Raw genomic sequence first — 26,066 nt, forward strand, 5'->3', positions numbered from 1 at the left:
CCGAAGGACAGACATGTCACTGTCACGCAAGCTCTCGGCCGCAACCGCCTTCGGGATGGCCGCCGTAATGATGCTGTCCGCCTGCGGCACCGACTCCGGAGGGGGCGAGTCGCAGGAGGTCGACTTCGGCTACATCGGCGACTACAACGGCACCAGCCTGCTCGCCATCGCCGAGGACCAGAAGATCTGGGAGAAGCACGGCCTCAAGGTCAACGCCAAGGTGTTCACCAACGGTCCGCTGCAGATCCAGGCGCTCGGCACCGGCGATCTCGACTTCGGGTACATCGGCCCTGGCGCGTTCTGGCTTCCGGCCTCGGGCCAGGCGAAGGTCATCGCGATCAACACCCTCGGCAACGCCGACCGGGTCATCGCGCAGGGCGGCACCACCTCGCTGGAGCAGCTCAGAGGCAAGACCGTCGGGGTTCCCGAGGGAACCTCGGGCGACATGATCCTCACCCTCGCCCTCAAAAAGGCAGGCCTCACGAGGAAGGACATCAAGGTCGTCAACATGGACCCCTCGACGATCGTGTCGGCCTTCTCCTCCAAGAAGATCGAGGCCGCGGGTTTCTGGTACCCGGCCATCGCGACGATCAAGAAGCAGGTCCCTGGCCTGGCCGAGTTGGCCAAGAACTCCGACTTCGAGTCGCAGGTGGCCTTCCCGACCGCGTTCGTCGCAGGCAACAAGGTCGTCTCCGGCGAGAAGGGGAAGACCGCGAAGACGATCGCAGCGCTGCGCGAGGCGATGAAGTACCGCTCCGCCAACATGGACAAGTCGATCAAGCTCACCGCCGAGATGCTCAACGTGCCGGTCGGGCAGGTGAAGGCCGACGCTGCCAACGTCAAGGTGCTCTCCGTCGAAGAACTCGACCAGATGACCAAGGACGGCACCATCGACAAATGGCTCACGGGGATGACCGGCTACTTCGTCGACGCAGGCAAGCTCAAGTCGTCGGCCGCCCCGAAGACCTACTACACGGGCGACCTGTTCACGGCGGCCACCAAGTGACGAACCCGAGAAACATCCTCTTCCTCATGACCGACCAGCACCGGGCGGACACCCTCGGTGCGTATGGCAACCGGCTGGCGGCGACGCCCGTCCTCGACGAGCTGGCGAGAACCGGCACCCGCTTCGAGCGGTGGTACACGCCGACCGCGATCTGCACACCGGCGCGTGCCAGCCTGCTGACCGGGCAGTCGCCGTTCCGGCACAAGCTGCTCGCCAACCACGAGCGCAACGTCGGCTACATCGAGGACCTCGCCGAGGGACAGTTCACGTTCTCGCAGGCGCTGCGGGAGAAGGGCTACAACTGCGGCCTGATCGGAAAGTGGCACGTCGGCACCGAGAAGTCCGCCGGCGACTTCGGCTTCGACGGGCCGGAGCTGCCCGGCTGGCACAATCCCGTCGACGACCCCGGCTATCTGGCCTACCTCGCCGAACACGACCTGCCCGCGTACGAGATCTCCGGCCGGATCCGCGGCACGCTGCCCAACGGCGGCCCCGGCAACCTGCTCGCCGCCCGGCTGCACCAGCCCGTGGAGGCGACGTTCGAGCACTACCTCGCCACCCGGGCGATCGAGATGCTCGAGCGGTACGCCGCCGACGTGCGGAACCAGGAAAAGCCGTTCTTCCTGGCCCTGCACTTCTTCGGACCCCACCTGCCGTACATCCTGCCGGACGAGTTCTTCGACCTCTTCGACCCGGCCGACATCGAACTGCCACGGTCGGTCGCGGAGACCTTCCAAGGAAAGCCTCCGGTACAGAAGAACTACAGCGCCCACTGGACTTTCGACACCATGCCGATCGAGACCACGCGCAAGCTGATCGCCGTCTACTGGGGATACGTCGCGCTCATCGACCAGCAGATCGGCCGGGTCGTGGACGCTATGGAGCGGCTCGGGCTCGTCGACGACACCGCGGTCTTCTTCACCTGCGACCACGGCGAGTTCACCGGTGCGCACCGGTTGCACGACAAGGGGCCGGCGATGTACGAGGACATCTACCGCACGCCGGGGCTGCTACGCGTGCCGGGCCGGCCCGGCGGTGTGATCCGCGACGAGTTCGTGAGTCTGCTCGACTGCACCGCGACGATCCTCGAACTCGCCGGCCTCGACCCCAAGCTGGCTGTCGACTCGCGCAGTCTGCTGCCCCTTCTCGGCGGTGAGGAGGCCGAATGGGACGACGACATCGTGTGCGAGTTCCACGGCCACCACTTCCCCTATCCCCAGCGGATGCTCCGCACGGACCGGTACAAGCTGGTGGTGAACCCCGACTCGGTCAACGAGCTCTACGACCTGGAGACAGACCCGGACGAGCTGCTGAACCGCTACGAGCTGCCTGAGATGCGGGACATCCGCACGTACATGATGCGCCGCCTCTACACCGTGCTGCGTGAGCGAGGTGACAACTTCTTTCACTGGATGACTTCCATGTACGACGTCGGCGAGGTGGCGTATGACCCCACGCTGAGCGGTCTGGACGAGACCACCTATCAGGGGATCGGCTCATGACCGGGGGCACCACGGCCGCTGCCTCGGCACCACCGGTTGCAGCTTCCGAACGTCGGCCGACCATCGTCATGATTGTCAACGACGACCACACCGCCCACGCGATCAGCGCGTACGGCTCGGTCGTCGACCGTACGCCGCGCATCGACGAGATCGGTGCGCGCGGCGCGCGGCCCGCGACGTTCCACGACGACGACGCGACACGGACGACGTCCGCCCGGCGCGCCGCGATGCGGATCGCCGAGCACCTCAACGAGGAAGACCTGAAGGAGTCGCCCCCGGAAGGACTGAGCCACGAGGAGGAGGCGCCGTGGAAGTACCAGCGCTACATGCAGGACTACCTGCGCCGCGTCGCCTCGGTCCCTCGGCCGGCTGCCGCAGGCACCGAGCACCCTCACCATGTCGCCGCAGACTGAGCGCCCGGACGGCGTGGTCGACCGCCCCCGCCAGGGGCCGTCGTGCTGCTCGCCGACCCTCCAGCACGCCGGCCCCCACGGGCCCCGGCCGATCGATCCGGGGTCGGGCCCCACGTCCCCGCCCGCCGAGCAATGCCCTGTTCCGGGCGGCCGGTTCCTCATGGGTGACCACCTCGGTGACGGCAACCCGGCCGACGGCGAGGTCCCGGTGCACGAGGTCCACGTCGACCCGTTCACCATCGACGCCACCACGGTGACGAACACCGCTTTCGCCGCGTTCGTCGATACCACCGGCTACGTCACCGACGCGGAGTCGCACGGCTTCTCCGCGGTGTTCCACCTGGCGCTCGCGGCTCCCGCCTCGGACGTGCTGGGGCCGGCCGCCGGCGCGCCTTGGTGGCTCGGCGTGCGCGGCGCGTCCTGGCGGAACCCGGGCGGGCGGTTCAGCGACCTCGAGGGGCTGGACGACCACCCCGTGGTGCACGTGAGTTGGAACGACGCGGTCGCCTACTGCACGTGGAGCGGGCGGCGACTGCCCACCGAGGCCGAGTGGGAGTTCGCCTCCCGGGGCGGCCTCACCGGTGCTCGATTCCCCTGGGGGGACGAGCTGACGTCGGACGGCGCGTGGCGCGCCAACATCTGGCAGGGCGACTTCCCGGTGCGCAACAGCGCCGAGGACGGCTGGGTGACCACCGCGCCGGTGCGGTCCTTCGCGCCCAACCACTACGGGCTCTGGCAGACGGCCGGGAACGTCTGGGAGTGGTGCGCCGACTGGTTCGACCCGGCCTACTACCGAACCGCGCCGAGCGATAACCCGCCGGGCCCTGGCCGAGGCACGACGAGGGTGCTCCGTGGCGGCTCCTACCTCTGCCATGACTCCTACTGCAACCGATACCGCAACGCCGCCCGCTCCTCGAACACACCGGACTCGTCCATGGGGAACGCCGGATTCCGCACGATCGCGGGGGCGCGACGTCCGTGACGTCCGCTGATGCGAACGAGGTTTCCGGCAACGGTCGTACTGCACGGAGGCTCGCGGCCGGCCGCGGCGGCCGTCTTCACGCTGGCGGCGCGGCCTGGTTCGCGTGGGCGACCAGGTGAGCGGGCCCTGCGGCTCGGTTCGGCGCTACCGGGACTGGGGATCGGCGGCGCCCTCGCCGCGCTGCTCGTCGTGGCCCTCGCCCTGCTTCTCACCGGTGCGCTGCCCGGCGACCTCGGCCGAACCCCATGAGACTCGTGGATCGGCCGCGCAGCCGAGGTTATGGGCCGGTGACCGTGAGCCCCAGTTACTACAACGCATCGCGAGGAGCCATGACGCCGAACAAGACCGCCACGACGCTTGCCGACGGACGAGAGCTGATCTACTTCGACCTCGGCGCCGACGCAGGGCAGCGAAAGATCGACACGCGGTCGCTGCCGCCGGTGAGCACGACCGCACAGATGCGCTGGGACCCGTTGCTCGAGGAGTGGGTCATGATGGCGTCGCACCGGCAGGACCGCACGTTCCTCCCTCCGACCGATGAGTGTCCGTTGTGCCCTTCGGTGAACGGGCGCCGGACGGAGATCCCCGCGGACGACTACGACGTCGTGGTCTTCGAGAACCGCTTCCCGAGCCTCTCGACCGGCGCGGCACTGGACGGCGCCGGTGGCGACCACCCACTGGTCGAGGTCCGCCCGGCCGTGGGGCGCTGCGAGGTGGTCTGCTTCTCCAGTGATCACTCCCGGAGGTTCGCCGACCTCACGCCCGGCCACGCACGGCTGGTGGTCGACGTGTGGGCGGACCGCACGGTGACGCTGTCCCGCGTCGAGGGCGTCGAGCAGGTGTTCTGCTTCGAGAGCCGCGGAGAGGAGATCGGCGTGACCCTGTCCCACCCGCACGGCCAGATCTACGCCTACCCGTTCACGACGCCGCGGACCTCACGCATGCTCCAGGCGGCCGCGCACCATCGCCGGCGTACCGGCGGAGACCTGCACACCGACGTGCTCGACGCCGAATGCCGGTCGGGCATCCGGGTCGTCGCCGAGAACGAGCACTGGGTGGCGTTCGTGCCGGCGGCGGCCCGCTGGCCGCTGGAGGTCCACCTCTACCCCCGCCGCAGGGTGAAGTCCATCCCCGACCTCGACGACGCGGAGCGCGACGCACTGGTAGTGATCTACCTGGATCTGCTCGCGCGCCTCGACCGGATGTTCGACATGGCGTTGCCCTACATCGCGGCATGGCACCAGGGGCCGGTCGACGACCATGACGACCTCGGTTACCTGCACGCGCAGCTCTTCTCGATACGGCGCTCTGCGGACAAGCTGAAATACCTCGCCGGCTCCGAGGCGGGGATGGGCGCCTTCGTCACCGACGCCCTCCCCGAGCAGGTAGCCCGCCGCCTGCGCGAGCTCTGAGCCGTGCGCACGGGAACGTGGTCCGCGCCCGGGCGGGTGAACATCATCGGCGAGCACACCGACTACAGCGGTGGCTTCGCCCTGCCCTTCGCTCTCGCCCAGCGCACCGTCGTGCACGCCCGGCTCCGCGACGACGGCCGCATCACGGCGGCGTCCGACGGGCACGGCAAGGTGGAGTTCCCCGTCGCAACCACCCCCGGCGAGGTCACCGGCTGGGGCGCCCATGTCGCCGGCGTGGCGTGGGCGCTGGCCCGATCGGGGGCCGCTCTGGCCGGAGCCGACCTTCGTATCCACAGCGCCGTGCCGCACGGTGCGGGCCTGTCCTCGTCGCACTCGCTCGAGTGCGCCGTCGCGCTGGCCCTGGTCGGCCTGCACGACCTCAACCTGGGCCGCGCCCAGCTGGTCCGTCTCGTGCAGCACGCGGAGAACGAGTACGTCGGCGCCCCCACCGGGGTCCTGGACCAGATGGCCTCCCTCTACGGCGAGGCCGACCGGGCGATCCTCGTCGACGCGCGTCACCTGACCGCCGAGCCGGTGCCGTGCGAGTTCGCGTCCAGCGGGCTCGATCTCATCGTTGTCGACACCCGGTCACGGCACCGGCACGCCGACGGCGAGTACGGCGCCCGCCGCAGGACCTGCCGCGAGGCGTCAGCAGCCCTCGGGACCAAGGACCTCCGCGACGTGGCCGACCTCGACGACGCCCTCGCCCGCCTCACCGACCCGGTGGCCGTACGACGGGTCCGACACGTCGTGCGCGAGAACGCAAGGGTCCTCGACGCCGTCGAGCTGCTCCGCGAGGGACGGGTGCGGGAGATCGGCCCGTTGCTCACCACCTCGCACGCCTCGCTCCGCGACGACTACGAAGTCACCGTCGCCGAGCTCGACGTGGCCGTCGAGGCCGCTCTCGCCGCCGGTGCGCTGGGCGCCCGGATGATCGGCGGCGGCTTCGGTGGGTCGGTGATCGCACTGGTCGAGAAGGCCGACCGGAGATCCGTCGAGGCCGCCGTGGAGGACTCGTTCCGGCGACGCGGGTTCGCCAAGCCCGCGTTCCGTGTCGCCCGACCGTCACGTGGTGCGGGGAGGGACCGGTGAGCCTCGGGGGTGATGAGCACCTTCTGGCGGATGGCCCGTCCGCGCTGTCGTCACTGACCGGCTACCCGTTCGAGATCGAGGCGCACTACGAGCTCGGCGACCTGGGACTCAAGGCCACGGTCAGAGCTCGCGACCTCGGACGCATCGCCGCCCCCTGGGGCATCGCCACGCTGCCTGGCCTCCCACAAGAACGCCTCCACACCCGGTGGCGTAGAGAGGCGTCAGATGGGCGCGTGCGGCGTGGACCCCGACCGAACCCGGCTGGTCACTAAAGGCGCCCATGACTTGCCCTGATCCGGTGTCGATGCAGGAGGTTGCCCGCCGGGCTCGCGGGCTCTGGATCGCAGCTCAGCGACGGCGGAGCATCAGAACGACCACGACGATGATGATGACGACAGCAATCGTTCCGATTCCGAAGTACATGAGCGCGTCCTCCCGGAGTACCGATCTTTCGGCCGGCCACGTCGAGGTGCCCGCGGCCTCCCTGCGTCTTGCAGTCAAGCCCGTGCCGCCTGGTCGGGAAACAGGCGACCTGAGCAAGACCCATCACCAGAGCAGATGGCCTGCCGCCCTGGGACCACCGATGGTCGGCTTTGGGGATCCGGCTCTTGCTGGTGTTGGCGTACCTGGTCATCTGCGCGGATGATGGGTCTTGCGTGGTTCGCCGGTTTCCCCGGTAAGTGATGGCCGGACTGCCTCTGAGGTGCCCGCGCCGGTGGGTCCTGGGGGCAAGACCCCGGGCCAGTCATCAACGAGGGCACATGAGCATCGACCAGATCGCCCTCCCCCGCCCCAGAGCACCCGCTCGCCGCTACGACGGCGGTGCCTTCCCCAGCGCCGCCGGCGCCTCGCTGTGTGTCGGAACGCGCTTACGACGAATCCAGGTCGTGCTGACCGGCGTCATTGTGGTGACGCTGCTGATCGGACTGGCCGCCGCGGTGTGGGTGGGCTGGGAGCGCGCGGTCACTCTCACCGATCTCTTGCTGACCCTGACCTTCTACACCCTCACAGCCCTGGGCGTCACGGTCGGGTTACATCGGCTGCTCACCCATCGCAGTTTCACCGCCCGCCGCGGGCTGCGAATCGTTCTGGCGATCGCCGGGTCGATGAGTTTCCAGGGAAATGTGATCGACTGGGTGGCGATCCAACAGACCCTTGACATCAAGCAACCACGCCCCTGATCGACCAGACCTCAGACCGCCCGAGTCTGCCCCGTCCAGACCCTGCGTAATGAATCTGGCGCCCCTAGTCTTGAGCTGCGGGTGCCCGGTCGTACCAGGAGCCACATCCGCCTCAGTGCGCCAGGAGATAACCGGTGCGGCAGCGCCGCGAGCAGTGCTCGATCCGGAGCAGTGCACCGCACCCGTTCGCCGCCCAGTCGGCGCTCCAGCACGGTGATCTGATGCCGCAACACCGAAATCTCGGCGTCCTTCTCCCGATCGGTCATCGGAAGTAGACGCAGCACCGCGAACGACGGTCAAATAGGCCAGTCGCAGCAGCACGGCGGCCCATCATCCCGCACCGACGGCGGTGTCGTGGCCTGTCCCGCGACTGCCCAAGCCCAGCGCCGGGACTCATCAGGTTCTATACCTCTCACCTGTACGGACGCACTTTTCGGCAAGCACACCGCCGTTCCCCGGCGAGGTTCCCTCGACTGGCGCGGCCTTTGGTCACGGGGTTGCGCCAGCCTCCCCGTCGTCCTGCACCGCGTACGTGACCGCACGGCCGAGTTCCAGCCTGGCGCCGGAGCGGAAGACGGCCGCGAAGGCGCGGTCGCCCAGCGCCTGGCGGGCCTGGGCCTCGCAGTGCTCGTGCGACTGCCGGTGGTGCCGCAGCCGGGTCGGCGAGGCGTCGCTCACCAGCCAGAGCGCGTTGGCCGCGCCGAGGATCCGGGCCGCCCGCTCGTGCCGCCCGCGCGCTCCGGCGGTCCAGGCCAGAACCTCCAGGCACTGGGTGAGACCCCACCTGTCGTCGAACGCGACGCGCAGCCGGGCGGCTTCGCGGACCAGGCTCTCGGCTCGTCGCCAGTCGCCGCGATGCCATGCGGCGATGCCCAGCGCGAACAGGCCGTAACCGCGGGATACCCGCGCATGGCGGGTCTCGCACAGGGCCAGGAACTCCTCGCCGTAGGCGGCGGCGCGGCCTACGTCCTCGATCGAGCCGTACGCGGCGAGGTAGTAGCAGTTGATGGCCGCGGCATCGACGTCGCCCAGGGCCCGGTGCCGGGCGAGGGAATCCTCCAGCAGGGCGAGCCCGCGCCGGCCGTCACCGGCGGACCAGGCCGCGATCCCCGAGGTCTCGATCGCATACGCCAGAGCCGACTCGTCCCCCAGCCGCCGGGCGAGGTCGCGGCACTCCTCCAGTCGTGGCGTCGCCGCCGCGAGATCGCCCTGCAGGAGGGCGAGCAGGCTGTCGACCCACAGGCCCGCCGCGCGCGCGGTGCTCGGTTGCCGGGCCAGCTCGAGGCCGCGCTCCAGCCAGTGCCGCCCCTCGGTGAGGGAGCCGGCGAGGATCCAGTAGCCCCGCAGCGAGGACGCCAGCTCCAGCGCCTGAGCCGCGGTACCCGGCCCGTGCAGGCCCAGGTCGAGGGCCACCCGGATGTTGGGAAGTTCCCGCTGCAGCGTCCGGTACCGCTCGAGCTGGTCCGCAACGATCTGGTCCGGCTGGTTCCGCTCGACCAGGACCCGGTAGTAGTCCCAGTACCGCCGGCCCAACGCCCGCTCGTCGCCAGGGGTCAACCGCTCGCGGCCGTACGCCCGGATGGTGCCCAGCATGCGGTACCGCATGGCCTCTGCCCGTCGCTCGCCGAACAGAACCGACTTGTCCACCAGACCGGCCATCAGGTCGAGGATGTCCGCGGCCGCGATGCCCTCCCCGGAGCAGACCGCCTCGGCGGCTTCCAGGTCTATGCCGCCGGCGAATATCGACAGCCGGCCCCACATCCGCTGCTCCGCCGGTGAGCACAGGCCAAAGCTCCAGTCCATGGTCGCCCGGAGCGTCTGGTGGCGGGGCAGGGCCGCGGGGCCGCCACCGGTCAGCGCCTCGAACCGCTCGTCGAGATCCTGCAGGAGCTGATCCTCGGGGGTGGTCCCCATCCGTACCGCGGCCAGCTCCAGGGCCAGCGGGATGCCGTCCAGGCGCTGGGTCAGCCGGGCCAGGCTCGAGGCGTTGCCGGCGTCCACGGTGAAGCCGGGCCTGACCCGGGCGGCCCGCTCCACCAGCAGCCGCACCGCCTCGTGGCGGGCGATGGGACGCACCCCCCGGTCGGGGTCGGGGACCGACAGCGGCGGCACGGACAGTACCTGTTCCCCGTACACCCCCAGGGTCTGCTGGCTGGTGGCCAAGATCCGCAGCCGCGGGGCGCCGCGCAGCAGCCCCTCCGCCAGGGCCGCGCACGCCTCGAGCAGGTGCTCGCAGTTGTCCAGCACCAGCAGCATCCGCTTGTCCGCCAGGTAGTCCAGCAGCAGGGCCATCGGGCGCGGTCCCGCGTCGTGCAGCCCCAGCGACGCGGCCACCGTCGGCTCCAGCAGTTCGCCGTCCGCCAAGGTGGCCAGCTCGACCAGCCGCACGCCGTCCGCGAACCTGCCCCGCACGGTCTCGACCACCCGCAGCGCCAGCCGGGACTTGCCGACCCCGCCCGCGCCGGTCAAGGTCAGCAGTCGGCCCCTGGAGAGCATCCTCCTGACCTCGGACACCTCGCGCCTGCGCCCGATGAAGCTGGATCCCTCGGCGGTCAGGTCGCCCCCTCAGCGGATCGCTCGGCCCTACTCCTCACTCCATCACTCCTCACCCGTCACCCGGCTCGGTCAGCCGGCCCGGCTCGGACGCCGGCTCCCGCGCGGTCTCGGTGACGCTCGTCCCGATGCCCTGTACCAGGCCCAGCCGGCCGGCGACGAGGTAGAGGACGAACGCGAGCAGCAGGGCGTTGACGCTGCTTATCCCGAGGGTGACGTATTTGGCGGTGACCGTGGAGACGGCCCAGATCACCAGGGTCACCGGCACCCAGGTGGGCACCGTCGACGGCGGCCTTCCGGCGGCCCGGCTGGTCTCCAGCTGGCCTCGCCAGCGACGCACGATGAAGTACTCGGCGATCATTATCCCGGGGATCGGCGGGAAGGCCACGCCGAGCAGGATCAGGAAGTCGGTGAAACGCTCGAGGATGCCGCCCGCGGCCAGCGTCGAGCCGGCGATACCGACGACGAGCGTGGCCGGTACCCGCGGAACGCGGCGGCCGAAGACCAGGCCGACGATGTTCACCAGGCCGAGCCCGGACGAGTACAGGTTCCAGTCGTTGATCTTGAGCGTGCCCAGGATGATGATCAGGACCCCGACCCACCCCACCGACGAGGTCACGATCGAGATGACGTTGTCGGTACGGAACGCGTGCGCCAGCAGGACCCCGGACAGGCCGAAGATGTACTCGCCGAGCGTGATGCCCAGCACCGTCTGCTTCACCACGTCGGCCGGGCCGCGGTTATAGCGGGTCATGTCCGGCGTGATCACGGCGCCGACGATGAACCCACCGGCGACCAGCGTCGTCCCTTCCAGGAAGGTGAGGTGCGGCCCAGGCGGCACGGAGGACACCAGCTCGCCCAGGGAGTGCCCGACCAGCGCGGAGCTGATCGACCAGGCCACCAGGATCATGAATGCCGGGACGGTCAGATAGGCGGTCCATGCCATTCCGTGAAAGCCGAAGACCACGATCGCGGTCACGGCCAGGCCCATGAACAGGGCCAGCATCGGAACGGCAGCGGAGTCGGCGCCGACCAAGGCGGCCATGCCCTCGGCGGACACCGCCGTCTGGACGCCGAACCAGCCGATCAAGCTGATCCCGATCGCCAGCCCGATCAGGGCCGAGCCACCGCGGCCGAAACCGGTCCAGCGGGCCAGCATGGACGTGGATATCCCCTCGCGGACCCCGATCACCCCGACGAAGATCGAGACGACCTCGAGGATGACGGCACCGAGGGTGATGGCCCAGAAAGCGCCCCAGAACCCCATCCCGAAGCCCAGGGTGGCCCCCAGAAGGAACTGGCTGAGCGCGGACAGTTGCCCGAAGCGCTGCAGGGCGACCGACCACCAGGAGTAGCGGACGCCGTGCGGGACGCGCGCGAGTGCGTAGTCCTCGGCACCGATGGCTGGTGACATAGCACCTCCCAGTCCGTGCAACCGGTGGTATGGGAGTTGGTGGGAAAGGCTGCTTGGTCTGCGTCATGGCCCATGGCGACTCGTCTGCGGCGGACAGGGGTGCGTGGCGCGCACTTCCGCCGCGGCGGGACCGGCGCGCCCGGACAGCGCCGCACCGATCACGTCCACGATAACGCCGAGTGACCGTGGTGCTCGACCCTGACGCCCGCCAGGGCGTCCGGGGGCAGTCCCCCGCACCGCGCCGGCCGAGGATCCTGATCTTCGCCACCCCAGATGGCCGCCCGCGGCGCCGGCCGTACTGTCGCCGCGGCGCGGCGGGCCCGCTGCCCATCTCCTGCAGGGTCGTAAGCTGGGGCTATGGCTCCAGCACGCATGGGGCGCTATCCGACTAACCTTCCCGCGCATTGGACCACATTCATCGGTCGTCAGCAGGAGGTGAAGCAGGTCAAGGACCTGCTTGCGGCAAACCGGCTGGTGACCCTGACAGGGGTCGGCGGCGTGGGCAAGACTCGCCTTGCCCTGAAGGTGGCCGAGGATCTGCGCAGGGGCTTCGCCGACGGGGTCTGGCTGGTCAACCTGACCGGGCTGCAGGAACCCGGGCTGGTCGTCCAGGCGATCACCAGGGCGCTGGGGCTGCGGGACGAGGTCGGCCGGTGGGACCCGCTCACGCTCGTGGATCATCTGGAAGGCCAGCAGTTGCTGATCGTGCTGGACAACTGCGAACACCTGCTCGACGCCTGCGCCCAGGTGGTCGGCACCCTGCTGCGCGGCACGTATGACGTGCGGATCCTGGCCACAAGCCGCCAGCCCCTGTCGGTCACCGGGGAGCACATCGTGCAGGTCCCGCCCCTGTCCCTGCCGGACCGGGACGGTCCCCCGCCGCCCGATCAGGTGGCCAGGTACGACAGCGTGCGGCTCTTCACGGAGCGGGCGGCACAGGTGCAGCCGGGGTTCGCAGTGGACCGGGACAACTGCGCGACGGTCAGCGACGTCTGCTGGCAGTTGGAGGGGATCCCCCTCGCGATCGAGCTGGCCGCGGTGCGGCTGCGGGTGCTCTCCCTCGGGCAGCTACGGGAAGGGCTACGAGACCGCTATCGCCTGCTGACCGCGGGATGGCATGACATGCCGCCGCGGCAGCGGACGCTGCGGGCGCTCATCGACTGGAGCTTTCAGCTGTGCTCCGCATCGGAGCGGACGATGTGGGCACGGGTGTCCGTCTTCCGCGGAGGCTTCGACCTGGACGCGGCGGCGGCCGTGTGCTCCGGCCGGGGGGTGCCGGTCGAGGATGTGCTCGACCTGGTCAGCTCCTTGATCGACAAGTCGGTTCTGCTCCGCGAGGAGCACCGGGGGTGGACCCGCTACCGGATGCTGGAGACGCTGCGCGAGTACGGCGCGGCCGTACTCGCCGAATCCGGTGAGACGGACGCCGTCCTGCGGCGGCACCGCGACTACTACCAGCAGCTGGCCCAGCAGGTGAGCGAGGCGATCTTCGGACCGGACCAGCTGACCTGGTTCACCCGCCTGCGCCTGGACCACGCCAACCTCCGGGTCGCGATGGAGTCCTGCCTCGCCGACCCCGCACAGGCCGACACGGTGCTGCGGGTGGCCGCGGGTCTACGCTCCTACTGGCTGGTGACCGGGTACCTCTCCGAGGGGCGCCGCTGGCTGGACCAGGCCCTCGCGGTCGACACCCGCCCGACCCGGACGCGGGCCATGGCGCTGTGGGTCGACGCCTGGCTCGCGCTGATGCAGGGCGACCTGGACACCGCGCGGCCGCTGCTGAAGGAGAGCGAAGAACTGGCCCGTCAGCTCCGCGACAAGGTCGCCGGCGCCTGGGCGGCCCAGCTGACCGGCTACGCCGCGATGGGCGCGGGGGAGCTGGCCGAGGCCGACTCCCGCTACCGCGAAGCGCTGCCCCTGCACCGGGCGGCCGGCGACGACCTGGGCATCCTCTGCACCCTGGACCGGATGGCGGTGCTGGCCGCCCTCACTGGCAACACCGCGGCAGGCGTGCCCTACTGCGAGGAGGCGCTGGCCCTGTGCGAGGCCCGCGGTGAACGGTTCAACCGGGCGGTCATGCTGTGGGTGCTCAGCCTGCTGTACTGGCGACAGGGCGATACCCCCGGTGCCCGCGCCGCGGCGACCGACAGCATTCGCCTCGCGCTGCCCTTCGACGACCCCATCGCCCTCGCCCGCGCCGTTGAGGTCCTCGCCTGGATCGCCGCGGACGAGCACCCCGAGCAGGCCGCCACGCTGCTCGGCGCCCTGGACCGGCTGTGGCGCTCCTTCGGCGGCGCCCTCTTCCTCTACCTGCGCCGCTACCACGAGGCATGCGAGGCCCGGGTGCATGAGGCCCTCGGCCCGGCCGGCTACCGCACCGCGTACGAGCGGGGGGTGCAGCTGCCGGACGACCGGCTGCTGGCCCTGGTCCTGGGCGAGGAGGCTCCGCCCGCACCGGCCGCGACCGAGGAGTCCGCGGCGGTCCTGACCCCCCGGGAATGGCAGATCGCCGAGCTCATCACCCAGGGCCTGAGCAACAAGCAGATCGCCGCCCGGCTGGTGATCGCCCCGCGCACGGCGGAAGGCCATGTCGAGCACATCCTGACCAAGCTCGGCTTTACCTCCCGGGCCCAGATCGCGGCCTGGGCCGTGGGGCAGCAGCCGGTCAGGCAGTGACGAACGGCGTCCACCGGCAGATCATGCGCCGCGTTGTCGGCCCCCGACAGTTCGAACACGACGATCGCGCCGCAGGCCCCGCCGAAGATCGGGGCCGGCCATCGGGGCGCCGAGCCCGAAGACGAACCCGGCCGACAGGCCGAATGACACCGCGGTCATTTCGCCGCGCTCGGTGTTGCCTCGGATGAAGTCCAGCAGGAATGGGCGGACGCCGTCGTTCCGCCGGCACGACCGACTCGGCACACAGGTCACCGGTCCTCATGGCTCTCACCTGCACGGATGAGCTTTCCGGCAAGCGCACGAATTCGCCGGGCCTGTTCGAGGCGGCGCGCTGGTGTGAATCGCTCAGAGCACGCCGGGCAGTGCCGGGGAAGTCACCGGTGGCGTGTCGGCCAGGAGGTCGAAGGCGAGGCCGCTGGAGCCCTCGCCGCGTCCGGCACCGCGTCGTGCGCTGAGCCACACTACGACGCGGCCGTCTCGCCAGCGGGTGCGGTTGTAGGAGACGGCCAGCCGGGTGCCCGCCTGCGGCACTTCCTCCTCGTTGATGAAGTACCGCTTACCATCGTCGAAGCCTTGGCGCAGCAGTGTGGTGCGCGGCCGGACCGGGCGGCCGTCGACGGCACTCGGCATGGCCGCTCGCTGGAGCTGGATCTCCCGGTTGTCGCCTGCGACGTGCACCGGGATGAACGGGATCCACTGCTCGGGGATGGTGTTCATCGCCACATAGGAGATCGGCGCGCGCGGCGGATCCTCCTCTGCAGTTGCGTGCTCCGCCAGCCGCTTCCGGAACGCGACGACCTCGGCGGCGGCTTCGCCGCCCCGCCGCGGCTCGCCGGTCGGCAACCGGACGGTTTGCTCGATTCCCCAGACCAGGTTGGCGTTCTCGTCGCGGATCAGCAGGACCTCCTCCAGTGCCGGTCCGTCGGCGACCTTCGGCACACTCGGTGGCAGGAGCAGGTCGGTGTCGGCGGGTACGTGGTCGTCGCCGATGGTGTCCAGGGTGAACATGGACCAGCGCTGCCAGTCCTCGTCGTCACCGGCGCCGGCGGGGGTGATCCACAGCTTCTGCCCGAAGACGTCGGTGACGACCAGGCCGCGGATCGTGGCCACCGTGCCCGCGGGGAGGTCGCAGGGAATCTGATACCAGTCGTTGCTGAAGACCAGCGCGAACTCGAGGAAGATCAGCCGCGCGAGGTCGGTGCTGTCCGGCCGTACGGCGGCGAAGTTGGTGCGCCCGTCCTCCAGGGCCCACCAGCGCGGCAGCGGCATCCCTGAATAGCGGACCGGGGCAGGGAACACCGTCCGGTTGAGCGTCTTCTCCGGTGGCTTCGGCCCGCCCAGTTTCGGCCCAGGGTCGACGGAGAAGGCGTGCCACTCCAGGTCGCCTCCGGGATATTCCTGCGCGGTGAGGACCTTCTCGCCCCCACCGGGCACCGAGGCGGACACGGAGAAACAGTGCTCGAGTCTGCGCGGAGCCCAGGTGGCGTCCCCGTCAGGCCGGCCGGCGGTGGGGCCGGTGGGCTGGTCGATCAGCGCGTCGAACCACGCGACCAGCCGTTTGCCGAGGTTCACCAGCAGGGCGTGGTGCAGCAGCGGGATCGTGTTGATGCCGTCGTCGGCGTCCCCGCCTCCCTTGACGTGCAGGTAGAGGCGGTAGCCGTCCATCCGGCGCCCGGCGATCGTCTGCAGCATCGCCCATACCTGCGGGTGCGCCAGCCGGGCGACGTCCTCGTCCTCGGGATGGAGCGGGTCGGGCAGCGCGAATGGGTACCGGTCGATGTACTGCTTCTCGAAGTTGAGGGTCAGGCCCAGCAGCTTGTGCTGGCCGAGCAGCTTCAGCCAACGGTAGCCGATCATCAGGCGCAGGTCGAAGGCGATCTCCTCGGGGCCGAACGCGAACGGCAGCCGTCGCCGTTCGGCCATGGTCTCCAGCGGCCGGTCGTCGGGCAGGTCCTCGGGCGGCCCGCCGTCCGGCCGGAACCTGGTCGGCCGCGACGGCGTGACCGAATAGGTCGCGGTGACCGGTGAACCGGCGTCCGTGCCGTGGAACTCGCCGAGTTGCCACTGCCTGGTCAGCAGCCACAGGGGATCGCGCACCTCCGCCCGCAGCGCGCGGTTGAAGTCGGTGGTCCGCGGGCGGCCCTCCAGCCGGTTCCATACGCCGACCGTCGGGTGCCTGCGCGCGGCTAGATCATCGGCGAACGTGGGCGGGGCTGGCTCAGTCATGGGCGGCCTTCCAGCGCAGGTTGGCGAGCGCGAGATCGGTGCTGATGGTGATCTGCCGCCGGGTCGCCGACATGACGGTGGCCGGGAGCAGGTGCGCGTACGCCGTGCCGTGGAGATGCTCCGGTTCGACCGCGCGGGTCTTGGCCATGTCGAACGTCTCGGTGATCGCGTCGACCAGGTCGCCGGGCGTCCAGTGCCCGTCCGGGTCGGCCACCGGCGGGACGACGAGCAGCATCGCCTGCGGCGATTCGGCGTCCGGGCGGTCGAAGTGCACCGCGATGCCGGTGGTCTCGCGCTCGGCCGGGATCACCTCGGTCCATTCGTCGAACACCATTCCGCACTGCCGCTCGCCGGCCAACCCGGCGGCGTAGTGCATGGTGAGCAGCAGCCGGTCCTCGCTGAACTGGTCGGGCGGCTCCGGGTCCTTCGCGAACTCCATGGCCAGCCAGTGGTCGCCCGTGACGTACGGCAACTGGATCGGTGTGAGCGCCGGTTCCCGCCAGCCGAGGATGCCGGTGCCGAGCAGCCCGCCCGGGCCGAGCAGCGCGTCGGCGAGCAGCACGGTCTTCTCCCACAGCCGCGGCTTCTCCCGCACCCGAGCCATCCCGTGCAGCCAGTCGTCGACCGGGAAGTCCCGGGCCGCCTTGAGGTGCGCGACGAGCTTGTCGCTGTCGTTGCGGGCCTTGCGCCATTGCTGGATGACCGGGTCCGGCGGGGTGAACTCCGGCACGGCCAACACGTCCTCGCCGAGCATGGCCTTGAGCGCGTCGGTTCCGGCGCGCACCCGATCCGGCCCGGTGACCGCCTTGTCGTATATCTCCAGCGCCTTCGTCGCGGCCTCGCCCCGGGCGTCGAGCTCGTCCTTGAGCTTCCGCGCCCGCGTGAGCAGCTCCCGGCCGTATGCGACGACCCGGTCCAGGAACGGTGTCAGGTCCAGCCCGGCCGGGTCGTACTCCGTCAGCGGCAGCTTCGCGGCGACTTCGGCGAGCAGCCCGCTCAGCGCCGTCTTCGTGGTCTTGGCCTCCTGCTTCAACCCTTGGACGCGGGTGTTGAAGTCCTGACGCAGACTGCCCACCCGCCTACGCAACTGGGCCGGGGTCGACGGGCGCGGGCCTGGCTTGGTGGTCAACAGCCGCTCGGCCTGCTGCAGGATCCGGAACCGCTCCTCGATCGACGTTGACGACGGCAGCGCGTCGTACCGGCCGATCAACACGTCGGCGGCGGCCAGCGCCCGCCCCATCCGGGCGGCGACCTCGGCGACGGCGGCCAGGACGGCGGCGAACTCGCCACGCCGCCACAGCGCCAGCTCGCCCCAGCTGCTGCGCACCAGGCCGAACCCGCCGGCGGCCACGGTCAGCTTCGCGTATCGGCTGAGGAAGGTGTCGATCTTGCTGACCACGGCCGCCATGACCGGGTCCCCATCGGCGGGATAGAGCGCGCCAAGGTCGGCGACGAAGCCGGCGACGTCGTCTGCCAGGTCGGTCAGGGACTCCAGGACCGCGACCGGGCGGGCCCGGGGCAGCGACACCGCGTCGTCCGCGGCGCGGGCGGCCGGTGCGCTCCCGGCGGCCGGAGTCAGGTCGCTCGGGCGCAGCGGCCGTGACGTCGTCAGCAGCGTCCGCACCGCGGCGATCAGCGGTGACAGCTCGAAGAAGCCGACCTTTCCGGAGACGCGCTGGGTGTACTGGATCGTCAGTTCGGCATCCGGGCGCGGGCCCTCCTTCTCGATCACGACGCCGAGGATCCGGTCGTCCAGGTCGGTCATCGCAGCCTCGTCCGCCGGGCGCAGCGCCCAGAGCAGGTCGATCGGCTGCAACCCGGCCTCCTCCTGGGTCACCACCCGCTGGCGGGCCGTGCCGTCGACCGGGTCCTTCCACGTCACCCGCGCGGCCACGCCCGAGGGTCTCGGCAGCACCGCGGGCAGCCAGGCGTTGACCGACGGTTCGGCCCTGGCCCGCGGGTTGTTGCGGCCGAGCAGCGGCGCGCCGTGGTCCGGGACGAGTCCCGGCGTGAGCTGCAGGCCGAGCCGGTGGGTCAGGGTGATCCCGCTGCGCGGGGTGTCGACCACGGCCGGTTCGGGCGGGAGTCCCTCCTTCGCGTAGGCGTCCAGCGTCGCCGACGCGCGTTCGGTGTTGCCCTGCAACGCCTGATGGGTGCCTTCGGCCACGGCGAGGTCGGCCAGCGCGTCGTGCACGTTGCGCAGCGCGGTGATCTCCTTGCCGATGTCGTCGACCACGGTCGGGGGGTCGGGGGGCTCCAGGTCCGTGAAGCCGAACGGGTAGTCGTCCGAGAGCCCCGCCGCCTGCAACGCGTTCACGTGCCGGAGCAGCGACAGTCCGTCGATCACGTTGCGGGCCTCGACCTGTTCGATGCTGTCTGGCCGCGCGGGATCGTCCGGCGCCGGAGCGGTCTCGTCGATCTTGTTGGCCCGCAACGGAAACTTCAGGCGCAGCCCTGCGATGAACTTGTCCAGGCCGGCGTTGCGGTCGTGCAGGCCGCGCTCGAAGCGGTAGCCCAGCAGGGCGCCCAGCGACTGGCCTTGACGCATGCCGTCCAGGATCGCGAGCGCGAGCCGAACGCGTTCGGAGCTCAGGTTCACCGCGAAAACGCCGGGGTCTTGCGGCGTGCCGTTGGCGAGATAGCCCGCGCGCAGCACTGCGGCCGTACGCGCGTGGGCGGGCGACGGCGCGTGAATGTACCCGCCGTTCAGGGGGTCGTGCGGGATCGGGGCGGTCCCGAAAACGGTGGTGAGGTCGGCGGGCACCGGAACGTGGTCGGGCTCGCCGGTCTTTCGGACGATGTTCTCCAGCCAGCCGTACGCGCCGAGATGGAGGCCGGGTTTCGGCGGGGCGGTGCCGTCCGGGCCGAACCGCAGTTCGGCCAGCCGCTCGTTGGCCAGCCCCAGCCGCCACGCGTCCAGCCGGTAGGTGGCGCAGTCGATGTGCTCGGCGAGCACCCGTTCGAGCCGCGCGGTGGGAAGTTCGGCCAGCAGGGCGAGCGCCTCGATCTGCTCCTCGAGGTCCGCGGTGGCCGGGCCCGTTCCCAATACCGTACGGATGTACTCGTGCACCAGCAGGTCCTGGCCGCCGGTCATCGCGGGATCCTTCGAGTACAGCTTGCGGTACCGGCTCTCGCTCGGGATCGGATTCGCCGGCTTCGAGATCTTGACGTGGACGAATGGCGCGTCCCGCGGGTCGGGCACGTCGGCACCCGGTGTACCGAGGGCGAGCCGCCGCGCCGCCTCGGCCCAGCCGAGCAGCACCGCGTGCCGCGCCAGCAGGTACAGCAGCGCCGCCGGTGGCCGGTCGTCGAGAAAGCCTTCCTCCTCGCGCACCTTGTCCAGGTCGGTGCGGGCATGGTCGGCGAGCCAGCGCAGGTAGTTGCGGCCGTCGGCGGTGTAGGCGCGGATCGGGTCCAGCTCGGACAGCGGCCGGTCGTCGACCAACGGGGCCAGCAGCGGATGGTGGACGTCGGTGAACAGCCGGCGCAGCAGGTCGGGGTCGGCCGCGGGGTCGCTCGTCGGGCGGCCGAACCGAGCGAGCAGCGCGCGGATCGGCTGCGGCATGTCCAGCTGCTGCTCCAGCGCGTCGGGCACCTTGGGGCCGAGCGCCCGCAGGTTCTCCCGGTTGAAAATGTCCTCGACGCTCTGGGCGTAACGCTGGTGGTACTCGGCCGACGTCGGGTGCAGCGCCAAGATGTCCAGCAGCTTCTGGTGCGGGTCGTCGTCCGGCCCGTCAAGGTGCGTGACATGCACGAGCGCGTCCCGCCAGTCTTTCGCGGCCGCCGTCAGCACCACGTTCAGCGCCTTGCGGTGTTTCGCCGTGTCGGGCCAGGCCAGCCGGGAGAACACCGTCGTCGGCAGAATCCCGTACGGCTGCCGACCGATCTTCACCGCGGGCAGCGGGCCTCGTCCGGACACGTGGTCGAGGAAGAACCGCCTGGTCTGCGCGATCTGCTCGTCGCCGAGTACTCCGTGCAACAGCGAATGCAGATAGTAGCCCCAGGTCGCCGGCCACAACGCGGTGTGCGCGGCCCGCGCGTCGCGCCGGTCGGTGCCCTCGGCGTTCGGCACCCCGGCCAGTACCGCCGGGTCGAGGCCGAGCAGGTCGGCGAACCACTGCCCGTCGGTCTTGGCGGTCCAGTCCGTGGCGGCGGCGGCGAATCCGGCCGCCGTGGCCAGCCCCGCCTCGGCCTCGGCCCGCGTGTCCTGGCCGGCCGGGGCCTGCTCGGTGTTGTTCGACGGGGTGCCCTGGGGCAGCAGGCTGAACCCGGCCGGGCTGTGCAACTGGTCGGCGAGCAGCCCGCCGAGCGCCGACGCGGACTGCTCCGGCGTGGCCTGCTGCCGCAGCCCGAGCACGACGAGCCGGTCGATCCGGTGCCGAAAGGAGTCCTCGAGGGGGATCCGCAGCCCCATCCCGGCCGCGACCGCCTCGTCGAAGTCGGTCAGCCAGCGCAGCGCCGGCGGCACGGACAACACCCCGGTGGCCTCGTCGATCTTGAGCTGGTTCTCCTTTGTCTCGCCCGGGTCCGGGCTCACCGCCAGCTCGGCCCGCACCGGGCCCCCCGTCTTGGAGAACACCAGCCTGTCGTTCACGTACCCGAAGACGGTGAACCGGTCGGGCAGCAGCGACGCCTTCGCGGCCACGGTCCACGACCGCGGCGCGATCTGGTCCGCGGGCGGCGGGGGCAGCACCAGGAACGCCACCACGACGTCGTCGCCGCGGCCGACCGGCGCATCGTCCACACCGAACGGACGCCGGGCGCGAATGGCGGCGGCCCGGCTCGCCCCGACCGACGCGAGCAGCGCGATGTCGGCGTCCCGCAGTTTCGCGCGGTCCCCGTGCGCGCGCCAGACGGAGGTCCAGTAGGTGACGGCGGGCTGCCGGTCGTTCGCCGCCGGCGGTGCGGCGCTGACGACCACCAGCACGGTCGTCCCGGACGGCACCCCGATCGGGCGTTCTGCGGGGTTGGCCGGCTTGTGGGCCTGCAGCAGCCAACCCGCGCGGCCGGCCGGGACCCGCGCGACCAGCTCGTGCCAGGCGGCCTGCTCACCCACCGCCGACCCGCCGGACGCCCAGAGCGCGGTCCAGTAGGCGTCCAGCGCGGCGAGCTCGGCCTGGGTGGGGCGGGGCTCGAACTTGTCGATCGACCACTCGTCGGGGAACACCCGCACCAGCAGCTCGGTCGCGGTGAACCGAGTCTCCACCCGGACCGGGCCGAGAAGCACCGGGAAGTCAAGACTGAGGTCGGGCATCCGGCAGCATCTCCTGTGCGTGTACAGCCACCAGAACCGGTGCCTGGAAGAGGATGTAGGCGACGTCAGCGGAGCTGATGTCCGACTGCCAGGCCTTGACCTTTTCGTCGTCCGCGCGCTGCTTCAGCTTCTCCTGGTCGTCCTCGTCGCCGTTGAACGGGTCGAGCTCGACGCGGATGTCCGCGTCGAACCGGATGAAGCGGTGCCGGGCCTGCGGATCCACACGGCCCCAGGTCAGGTCGTTCCACACCTCGACCGGGATCTGCGGGCCCGGCGGGTCCTCGTCGACGCCGAACCGCGGATCACCCGGACGCTCCTTGAGCACGAAGAACCAGCCGAGGCCGCCTCCCTTGCCGCGCGCCTCGTCCACATCCAGGTCGAAGCCGAGCAGGTAGATGTCCGGCTCGACCTTGGCCTCGTAGATCGGCAGCTTGACCAGCTCCAGCGGCGGTGGCAGGTTCTCCGGGAGCTTCGCGGGTTCGCGCTCGCCGCTGGTGTCGGCCTGGCCGTTCACCACAGGCCAGGCGGCTTTGTGCGCGTAGACCGCCGCGGTCGGGTACTTCTTGAGCAGCTCGCCACGGATCACCAGGACGAGGCCGTTCTTCTGCCGTGGCCGGTTGGCGTTCTCGCCCAGCAGCGCGGCGGTGCCCCACGTGTGGATCGGCGGGATGTCGTACAGCCGCTCGCGTCGTTCCGCGTCGGTCTCCCCCGGCTCCGGCAGCACCGCCCGCGGGTCCCAGAACTGCCGGAAGGGCGTCCCGCGCTGGTCGGTCGGATACTCCCGCCAGAGCATCTCCCGTGCCATCTCGTGGTTGAGCCCGACCAAGTAGGACTCGATGAACCGGCGGTTGTTCTCCAGCAGGGTGATCGAGTTCGCCGGGAGCAGCCCGAGGTTGGGCACGAACGTGTCCACCGACATCTTCAGCAGCTCTTCGTACATCGGCATGTCGAACACCGGGTAGGCCATCACCTCGGTCAGCTCGCCGTCGGGCTTCAGCCGCTCCGGCAGGTTCAGCGAGCCGATCAGGTTGTCCACGACGGTCTTGTCCGAGCGCAGGCCGGTCTTGACGTCGGTGGTCGCGTCGATCACGCCCAGCTTCGGCGGATCCTCGACCTGGCCGCCCGTGGCGGCCGTGCCCCAGCCGTCGTGGAGCTCCCGCAGCGCGCCCTTGAACACCTTGGCCTCGTCGCTGTCGTGGTCCCCGACCGGCGTGGTGATGGTGTCGCGGTAGTTCCGCAGCTCGAAGAGGGGGTTGCGCGCCAGGATCTCGACCGGGTCGCCGGACGGTTTCGGCGGGAGCTCGTCGTCCAGCTCCGCGGGGGTGACGACGGCGGGCGGGGTGCCCTTGGGCGGCGCGGCGGTGACCTGTTGCTCGTCGATGCGGGACACCAGCGTCTCGGCCGGCCTGGCCTCCGGGAATTCGAGCACCTTCATCAGCCGCGACCCCGGCCGGGTGATCCGGCGCATCGCCGGGGACATCGGGGCCGCCGCGACCCGGCTGCGCGCCACCTTGAACCCGACCGCGAGTTGCTCGCCGAGCTCCACCAGACCGGACGGCGCGGCCGCATCGGGTGGGCGTTCGACCACCCGCGCATGGGCCGGTGCGGTCAGCGTCAGCGCCTTGGCCGAGGGGAGCGGCGGCTCGGCTTCGGCGAGCTCGGCGGCACCGGCGGGCGGCGTGGGCACGACGGGCAGGTCGATGTGCTTTCCGTGCAAGGAGGTTCCGACCTCGCGGGCCAGTTGCGCGGCACGGATCCGGGCGTTCGCCCGCTGGACGTCGCCGAGCTGATCCCAGGCAGCGGCCATGAGCTCCTCCTGCCGCGCCTGGACGACCTTGGTGCCGAAGTGCGCGGCGACTCGGAAGCGGGGGTCCAGGTTGAGCCGGTGCACCCAGTTGTGCAGCACGGTGTCACTGACCGGGTCGCCACTGGAGTCGGTGAGCAGCCGCGGCGCGAGCGCGTGCCACCGCCCGTACAGCGGGGGCGTGATCACCGGGTCGGTCTCGTCGGCGAGACCGGAGATCCTCGCCGACAGCTCGGTGTTCGCCGCCGCCGGCGGCCGCCGCTGGTAGGCCTCGGCCAGGTTGATCAGCCCGGCCATCGCCCGCTGCCACTGGTTCGGGTACCGCGGCGCCGGCGGGGGGTTCAGCTTGTAGTAGTTGTCCCAGTTCTCCCACGCGTCGATGGGCTTGTCGGAGTCGGGCAGTTGCAGGGCGCCGCCGAGCCGCAGCACGCCGTCGGGCTGGGTCGAGGTGGTGACGCCTGGCAGGCCGAAGCCCGGCGAGCGGTGCGCGTCCATGTCCCGGCGGCCGACCGGTTCTTCGGCCTGGATCGGCCGCAGCAGCCGGACGAGGTACTCGAAGTCGCCGACCGTGCTCGTGGTGAACGACCAGCGGTGGTAGTAGGGCAGCGAGCCCGTGGCCGTGTCCTGCGGAACACCCCAGCTCGGCGTCAGCGCCGGGATCTGTCCCGGTTCGATGCCGAGCCCGGCGCGCCGCCCCGTCTCGAACGCCGGGACCAGGAACGCGTGGTAGGTCGTGCTGGGCGACAGGTGCCGCGGGCAGATCACCCGGGAACACGCGCTGTCGGGTGTCTCGCGCAGCACCCGGCCGAGGTTGGCCAGCGCCGCTCCCATGTCCTCGGGATTGTCGATCGCCAGCGGCATGTCGAGCTCGCCGTTGACGTGGACGTGCGCCCACGCCCCGAGCTCATGGGACGGCTGCAGCGCTCGCGGTTCGGTGACCGTGATGAACGGCAGCGGCCGGTCCGGCAGCGCACCGTCCTCGAACTCCGCCGCGGTGAGCACGACCAATGCGAGCCAGGGCGCCAGCCGTTTCGTGCCGCCGTCCGGCGGAGCCGGGCTGTATCGCCAGGGGAAGTCCTCGTCGTAGAACTCGATGTGCGCCAGGTAGTTGGGCTCGAAGTTGCTGATGGACGGCCGTGGTTCGGCCCGCGAGATCGCCCGCGGATCCACGCCGATCACGTCGCCGGGGCCGTAGATCTGCAGCTGCTGTTCAACCAGGCGGCTGGGGGGCGGGTCGCCCGCCTTGAGCGCGTCCCCGGTCAGCTTCAACTGGACCTTGATGGCGGCCCGCGGCGCGGCCCCCGGGTCGCCGGCGATCCGGGTCGACAGGCCGGTCCGCAACCAGGGCAGGAAGGAGTACGCGTTGGCGGTCACGAACCGCTCCCGCGGCGCTCGGCGGTCTTGGTCAGCTCGGTGGCCTGCGCCGCCGCGGCCAGCCCGGTGCGGGCCACGCCGCCGGCGACGAGCACCTTGGTCCCGGAGGCCGCGGCGGCGAAGCCCCACCGCCCCTCGGCCAGGCCCGCCACCTTCGTCCAGGCGCCGGCCGCGTACTCCAGGGCACTGCGGTATCCGGCTTCGTTGCCAACGTCGTCGGTGCCGCCGACCACCAGGACCTTCCCTGAGCCCAGCGGGACCGCGCGGTGGAACGCCCGCCCTCCGGGCATCGGTGCGGTCTCCTGCCAGCTCCCGCCCGCCGCGGTCAAGGTGAACACCTCGGCGGTCGCGCGGGCGAACGGGTCGAAGCTGCCGTCGCCGGGTGCCCCGGGTGCGCGGCCGCCGGTGACCAGCACGGTGGTGGCGGACAACGCCGTCGCCGTGTGCGCGCTCCGCGGGTGGCGCAGGCTTCCGGTCGGCGTCCAGGTCTTCGCCTCCGTGTCGTACAGTTCGCAGAAGGCCAGCGCCGGATCATCGGCCGTGCCGACCGGTACGCTGCCGCCGCAGACCAGCACCTTCTTACCGGCCTCCAGTTCGACGGCGGTGTGCCCGCTGCGGGCGTCGGTCATGTCCGCCGCCTTGGTCCATGTCTCGTCGGCGGGGTTGAACAGCTCCGCCGAACGCAGCGCCATGACCTTGCCGCCGGACCGGGGCGCGCTGCCCCCGGCGACCAGGACCTGGCCGTTCGACAGCAGCACCGCGCTGTGCCCCCAGCGGCCGACGGCCATCGGGTTCTTGGTCGCGGTCCAGGTGGCCTGCGCGGGGTCGTACAGCTCGGCGGTGGCCAGCGCGGGCGCGCCCGGCCCGCCGACTCCCCCGGTGACCAGCACCTTCCCGCTCGGCAGCAGGGTCAGGGCGTGCAACTGCCTGGCGGTGCCGAGCAGGGCGGGGGCCGACCAGGTTCCTTGCCCCAGGTCGTAGACCGCGCTCTGCTTCACGCTGGCCGACGCGGCGTCGGCGCCGCCGGCGAGCAGTACCTTCGTACCGTCCTTGAGTACCACGGCGGCGTCGTGCTGGCCGTACCAGCTCACCGCGGCGGCATAGTCGGGGGCGGACGACCAGGCGTCGGCGGCCGCGAGAGTGGCAGTGGTCATCGTGTCGAACCCTCCGTTGAACC

Annotated in this window: 16 protein-coding genes; 9 read left to right on the top strand and 7 right to left on the bottom strand. The window is 70.9% G+C overall.

Annotated features, from left to right (window positions below):
- Window positions 1-13: 13 nt before the first annotated feature.
- The 8 genes from ABD340_RS24770 (at window position 14) to ABD340_RS24805 (ending at window position 7,588) form a co-directional block, all read left to right on the top strand.
- Complete coding sequence (locus ABD340_RS24770; RefSeq protein WP_344591989.1) at window positions 14-1,006, top strand: aliphatic sulfonate ABC transporter substrate-binding protein; 993 nt, start codon at window positions 14-16, stop codon at window positions 1,004-1,006.
- Window positions 1,003-2,508 (top strand): sulfatase family protein, encoded by a 1,506-nt coding sequence (locus tag ABD340_RS24775; RefSeq protein WP_344591991.1) that lies wholly within the window; start codon window positions 1,003-1,005, stop codon window positions 2,506-2,508. Before ABD340_RS24770 ends, ABD340_RS24775 begins: the two co-directional genes overlap by 4 nt.
- Window positions 2,505-2,921 (top strand): hypothetical protein, encoded by a 417-nt coding sequence (locus ABD340_RS24780; protein ID WP_344591993.1) that lies wholly within the window; start codon window positions 2,505-2,507, stop codon window positions 2,919-2,921. The genes ABD340_RS24775 and ABD340_RS24780 overlap by 4 nt, the downstream gene beginning before the upstream one ends.
- A complete protein-coding gene (locus tag ABD340_RS24785) occupies window positions 2,905-3,903 on the top strand; it encodes a formylglycine-generating enzyme family protein (RefSeq protein ID WP_344591995.1) in 999 nt (332 codons plus the stop codon). Before ABD340_RS24780 ends, ABD340_RS24785 begins: the two co-directional genes overlap by 17 nt.
- A 9-nt stretch (window positions 3,904-3,912) precedes the next feature.
- The gene (locus tag ABD340_RS24790; protein ID WP_344591996.1) at window positions 3,913-4,152 is read left to right on the top strand and encodes a hypothetical protein; all 240 of its coding nucleotides are present in this window, start codon (window positions 3,913-3,915) and stop codon (window positions 4,150-4,152) included.
- 80 nt (window positions 4,153-4,232) lie between these two features.
- The gene (gene galT / locus ABD340_RS24795) at window positions 4,233-5,315 is read left to right on the top strand and encodes a galactose-1-phosphate uridylyltransferase (RefSeq protein ID WP_344591997.1); all 1,083 of its coding nucleotides are present in this window, start codon (window positions 4,233-4,235) and stop codon (window positions 5,313-5,315) included.
- Window positions 5,316-5,318: 3 nt separating this feature from the next.
- On the top strand, window positions 5,319-6,407 hold the full coding sequence (gene galK / locus ABD340_RS24800; RefSeq protein ID WP_344591999.1) for a galactokinase: 1,089 nt from the start codon (window positions 5,319-5,321) through the stop codon (window positions 6,405-6,407).
- A 761-nt stretch (window positions 6,408-7,168) separates the two neighbouring features.
- Complete coding sequence (locus tag ABD340_RS24805; RefSeq protein ID WP_344592001.1) at window positions 7,169-7,588, top strand: hypothetical protein; 420 nt, start codon at window positions 7,169-7,171, stop codon at window positions 7,586-7,588.
- A 489-nt stretch (window positions 7,589-8,077) separates the two neighbouring features.
- Here ABD340_RS24805 and ABD340_RS24810 read toward each other — a convergent pair whose 3' ends face one another.
- Window positions 8,078-10,084 carry an ATP-binding protein gene (locus ABD340_RS24810; RefSeq protein WP_344592003.1) on the bottom strand — a complete coding sequence of 669 codons (2,007 nt, stop codon included), beginning with the start codon at window positions 10,082-10,084 and terminating at the stop codon, window positions 8,078-8,080.
- A gap of 109 nt (window positions 10,085-10,193) precedes the next feature.
- Window positions 10,194-11,555, bottom strand: a complete 1,362-nt coding sequence (locus ABD340_RS24815) for a purine-cytosine permease family protein (RefSeq protein WP_344592005.1) — start codon at window positions 11,553-11,555, stop codon at window positions 10,194-10,196.
- 435 nt (window positions 11,556-11,990) lie between these two features.
- On the opposite strand from ABD340_RS24815, the gene ABD340_RS24820 reads away from it, so the two are divergent.
- Window positions 11,991-14,231, top strand: a complete 2,241-nt coding sequence (locus ABD340_RS24820) for an ATP-binding protein (RefSeq protein WP_344592007.1) — start codon at window positions 11,991-11,993, stop codon at window positions 14,229-14,231.
- 21 nt (window positions 14,232-14,252) lie between these two features.
- Here ABD340_RS24820 and ABD340_RS48070 read toward each other — a convergent pair whose 3' ends face one another.
- The 5 genes from ABD340_RS48070 to ABD340_RS24840 all read right to left on the bottom strand — a co-directional run bounded on the left by ABD340_RS48070 (window position 14,253) and on the right by ABD340_RS24840 (window position 26,043).
- Window positions 14,253-14,483, bottom strand: coding sequence for a YhfT family protein (locus ABD340_RS48070; RefSeq protein WP_425547434.1), 231 nt, complete (start codon window positions 14,481-14,483; stop codon window positions 14,253-14,255).
- Between the two features lie 93 nt (window positions 14,484-14,576).
- On the bottom strand, window positions 14,577-16,457 hold the full coding sequence (locus ABD340_RS24825) for a hypothetical protein (protein ID WP_344592008.1): 1,881 nt from the start codon (window positions 16,455-16,457) through the stop codon (window positions 14,577-14,579).
- Window positions 16,450-21,711, bottom strand: a complete 5,262-nt coding sequence (locus ABD340_RS24830; RefSeq protein WP_344592009.1) for a hypothetical protein — start codon at window positions 21,709-21,711, stop codon at window positions 16,450-16,452. Before ABD340_RS24830 ends, ABD340_RS24825 begins: the two co-directional genes overlap by 8 nt.
- A complete protein-coding gene (locus ABD340_RS24835; protein WP_344592010.1) occupies window positions 21,692-24,889 on the bottom strand; it encodes a hypothetical protein in 3,198 nt (1,065 codons plus the stop codon). Before ABD340_RS24835 ends, ABD340_RS24830 begins: the two co-directional genes overlap by 20 nt.
- Window positions 24,886-26,043: a Kelch repeat-containing protein gene (locus ABD340_RS24840; protein ID WP_344592012.1), complete on the bottom strand. Its 1,158-nt coding sequence runs from the start codon at window positions 26,041-26,043 to the stop codon at window positions 24,886-24,888. The genes ABD340_RS24835 and ABD340_RS24840 overlap by 4 nt, the downstream gene beginning before the upstream one ends.
- Window positions 26,044-26,066 lie beyond the last annotated feature (23 nt).

It is taken from the genome of Actinomadura vinacea, from assembly GCF_039532545.1.
GTDB lineage: Bacteria > Actinomycetota > Actinomycetes > Streptosporangiales > Streptosporangiaceae > Spirillospora > Spirillospora vinacea.

Bases quoted from the DNA above. Each gene is read 5' to 3' on its own strand.
- ABD340_RS24770 (WP_344591989.1), top strand. From the start codon at position 14: ATGTCACTGTCACGCAAGCTCTCGGCCGCAACCGCCTTCGGGATGGCC.
- ABD340_RS24780 (WP_344591993.1), top strand. From the start codon at position 2,505: ATGACCGGGGGCACCACGGCCGCTGCCTCGGCACCACCGGTTGCAGCT.
- ABD340_RS24785 (WP_344591995.1), top strand. From the start codon at position 2,905: ATGTCGCCGCAGACTGAGCGCCCGGACGGCGTGGTCGACCGCCCCCGC.
- ABD340_RS24790 (WP_344591996.1), top strand. From the start codon at position 3,913: ATGCGAACGAGGTTTCCGGCAACGGTCGTACTGCACGGAGGCTCGCGG.
- galT (WP_344591997.1), top strand. From the start codon at position 4,233: ATGACGCCGAACAAGACCGCCACGACGCTTGCCGACGGACGAGAGCTG.
- ABD340_RS24805 (WP_344592001.1), top strand. From the start codon at position 7,169: ATGAGCATCGACCAGATCGCCCTCCCCCGCCCCAGAGCACCCGCTCGC.
- ABD340_RS24810 (WP_344592003.1), bottom strand. From the start codon at position 10,084: ATGCTCTCCAGGGGCCGACTGCTGACCTTGACCGGCGCGGGCGGGGTC.
- ABD340_RS24815 (WP_344592005.1), bottom strand. From the start codon at position 11,555: ATGTCACCAGCCATCGGTGCCGAGGACTACGCACTCGCGCGCGTCCCG.
- ABD340_RS24825 (WP_344592008.1), bottom strand. From the start codon at position 16,457: ATGACTGAGCCAGCCCCGCCCACGTTCGCCGATGATCTAGCCGCGCGC.
- ABD340_RS24830 (WP_344592009.1), bottom strand. From the start codon at position 21,711: ATGCCCGACCTCAGTCTTGACTTCCCGGTGCTTCTCGGCCCGGTCCGG.
- ABD340_RS24840 (WP_344592012.1), bottom strand. From the start codon at position 26,043: ATGACCACTGCCACTCTCGCGGCCGCCGACGCCTGGTCGTCCGCCCCC.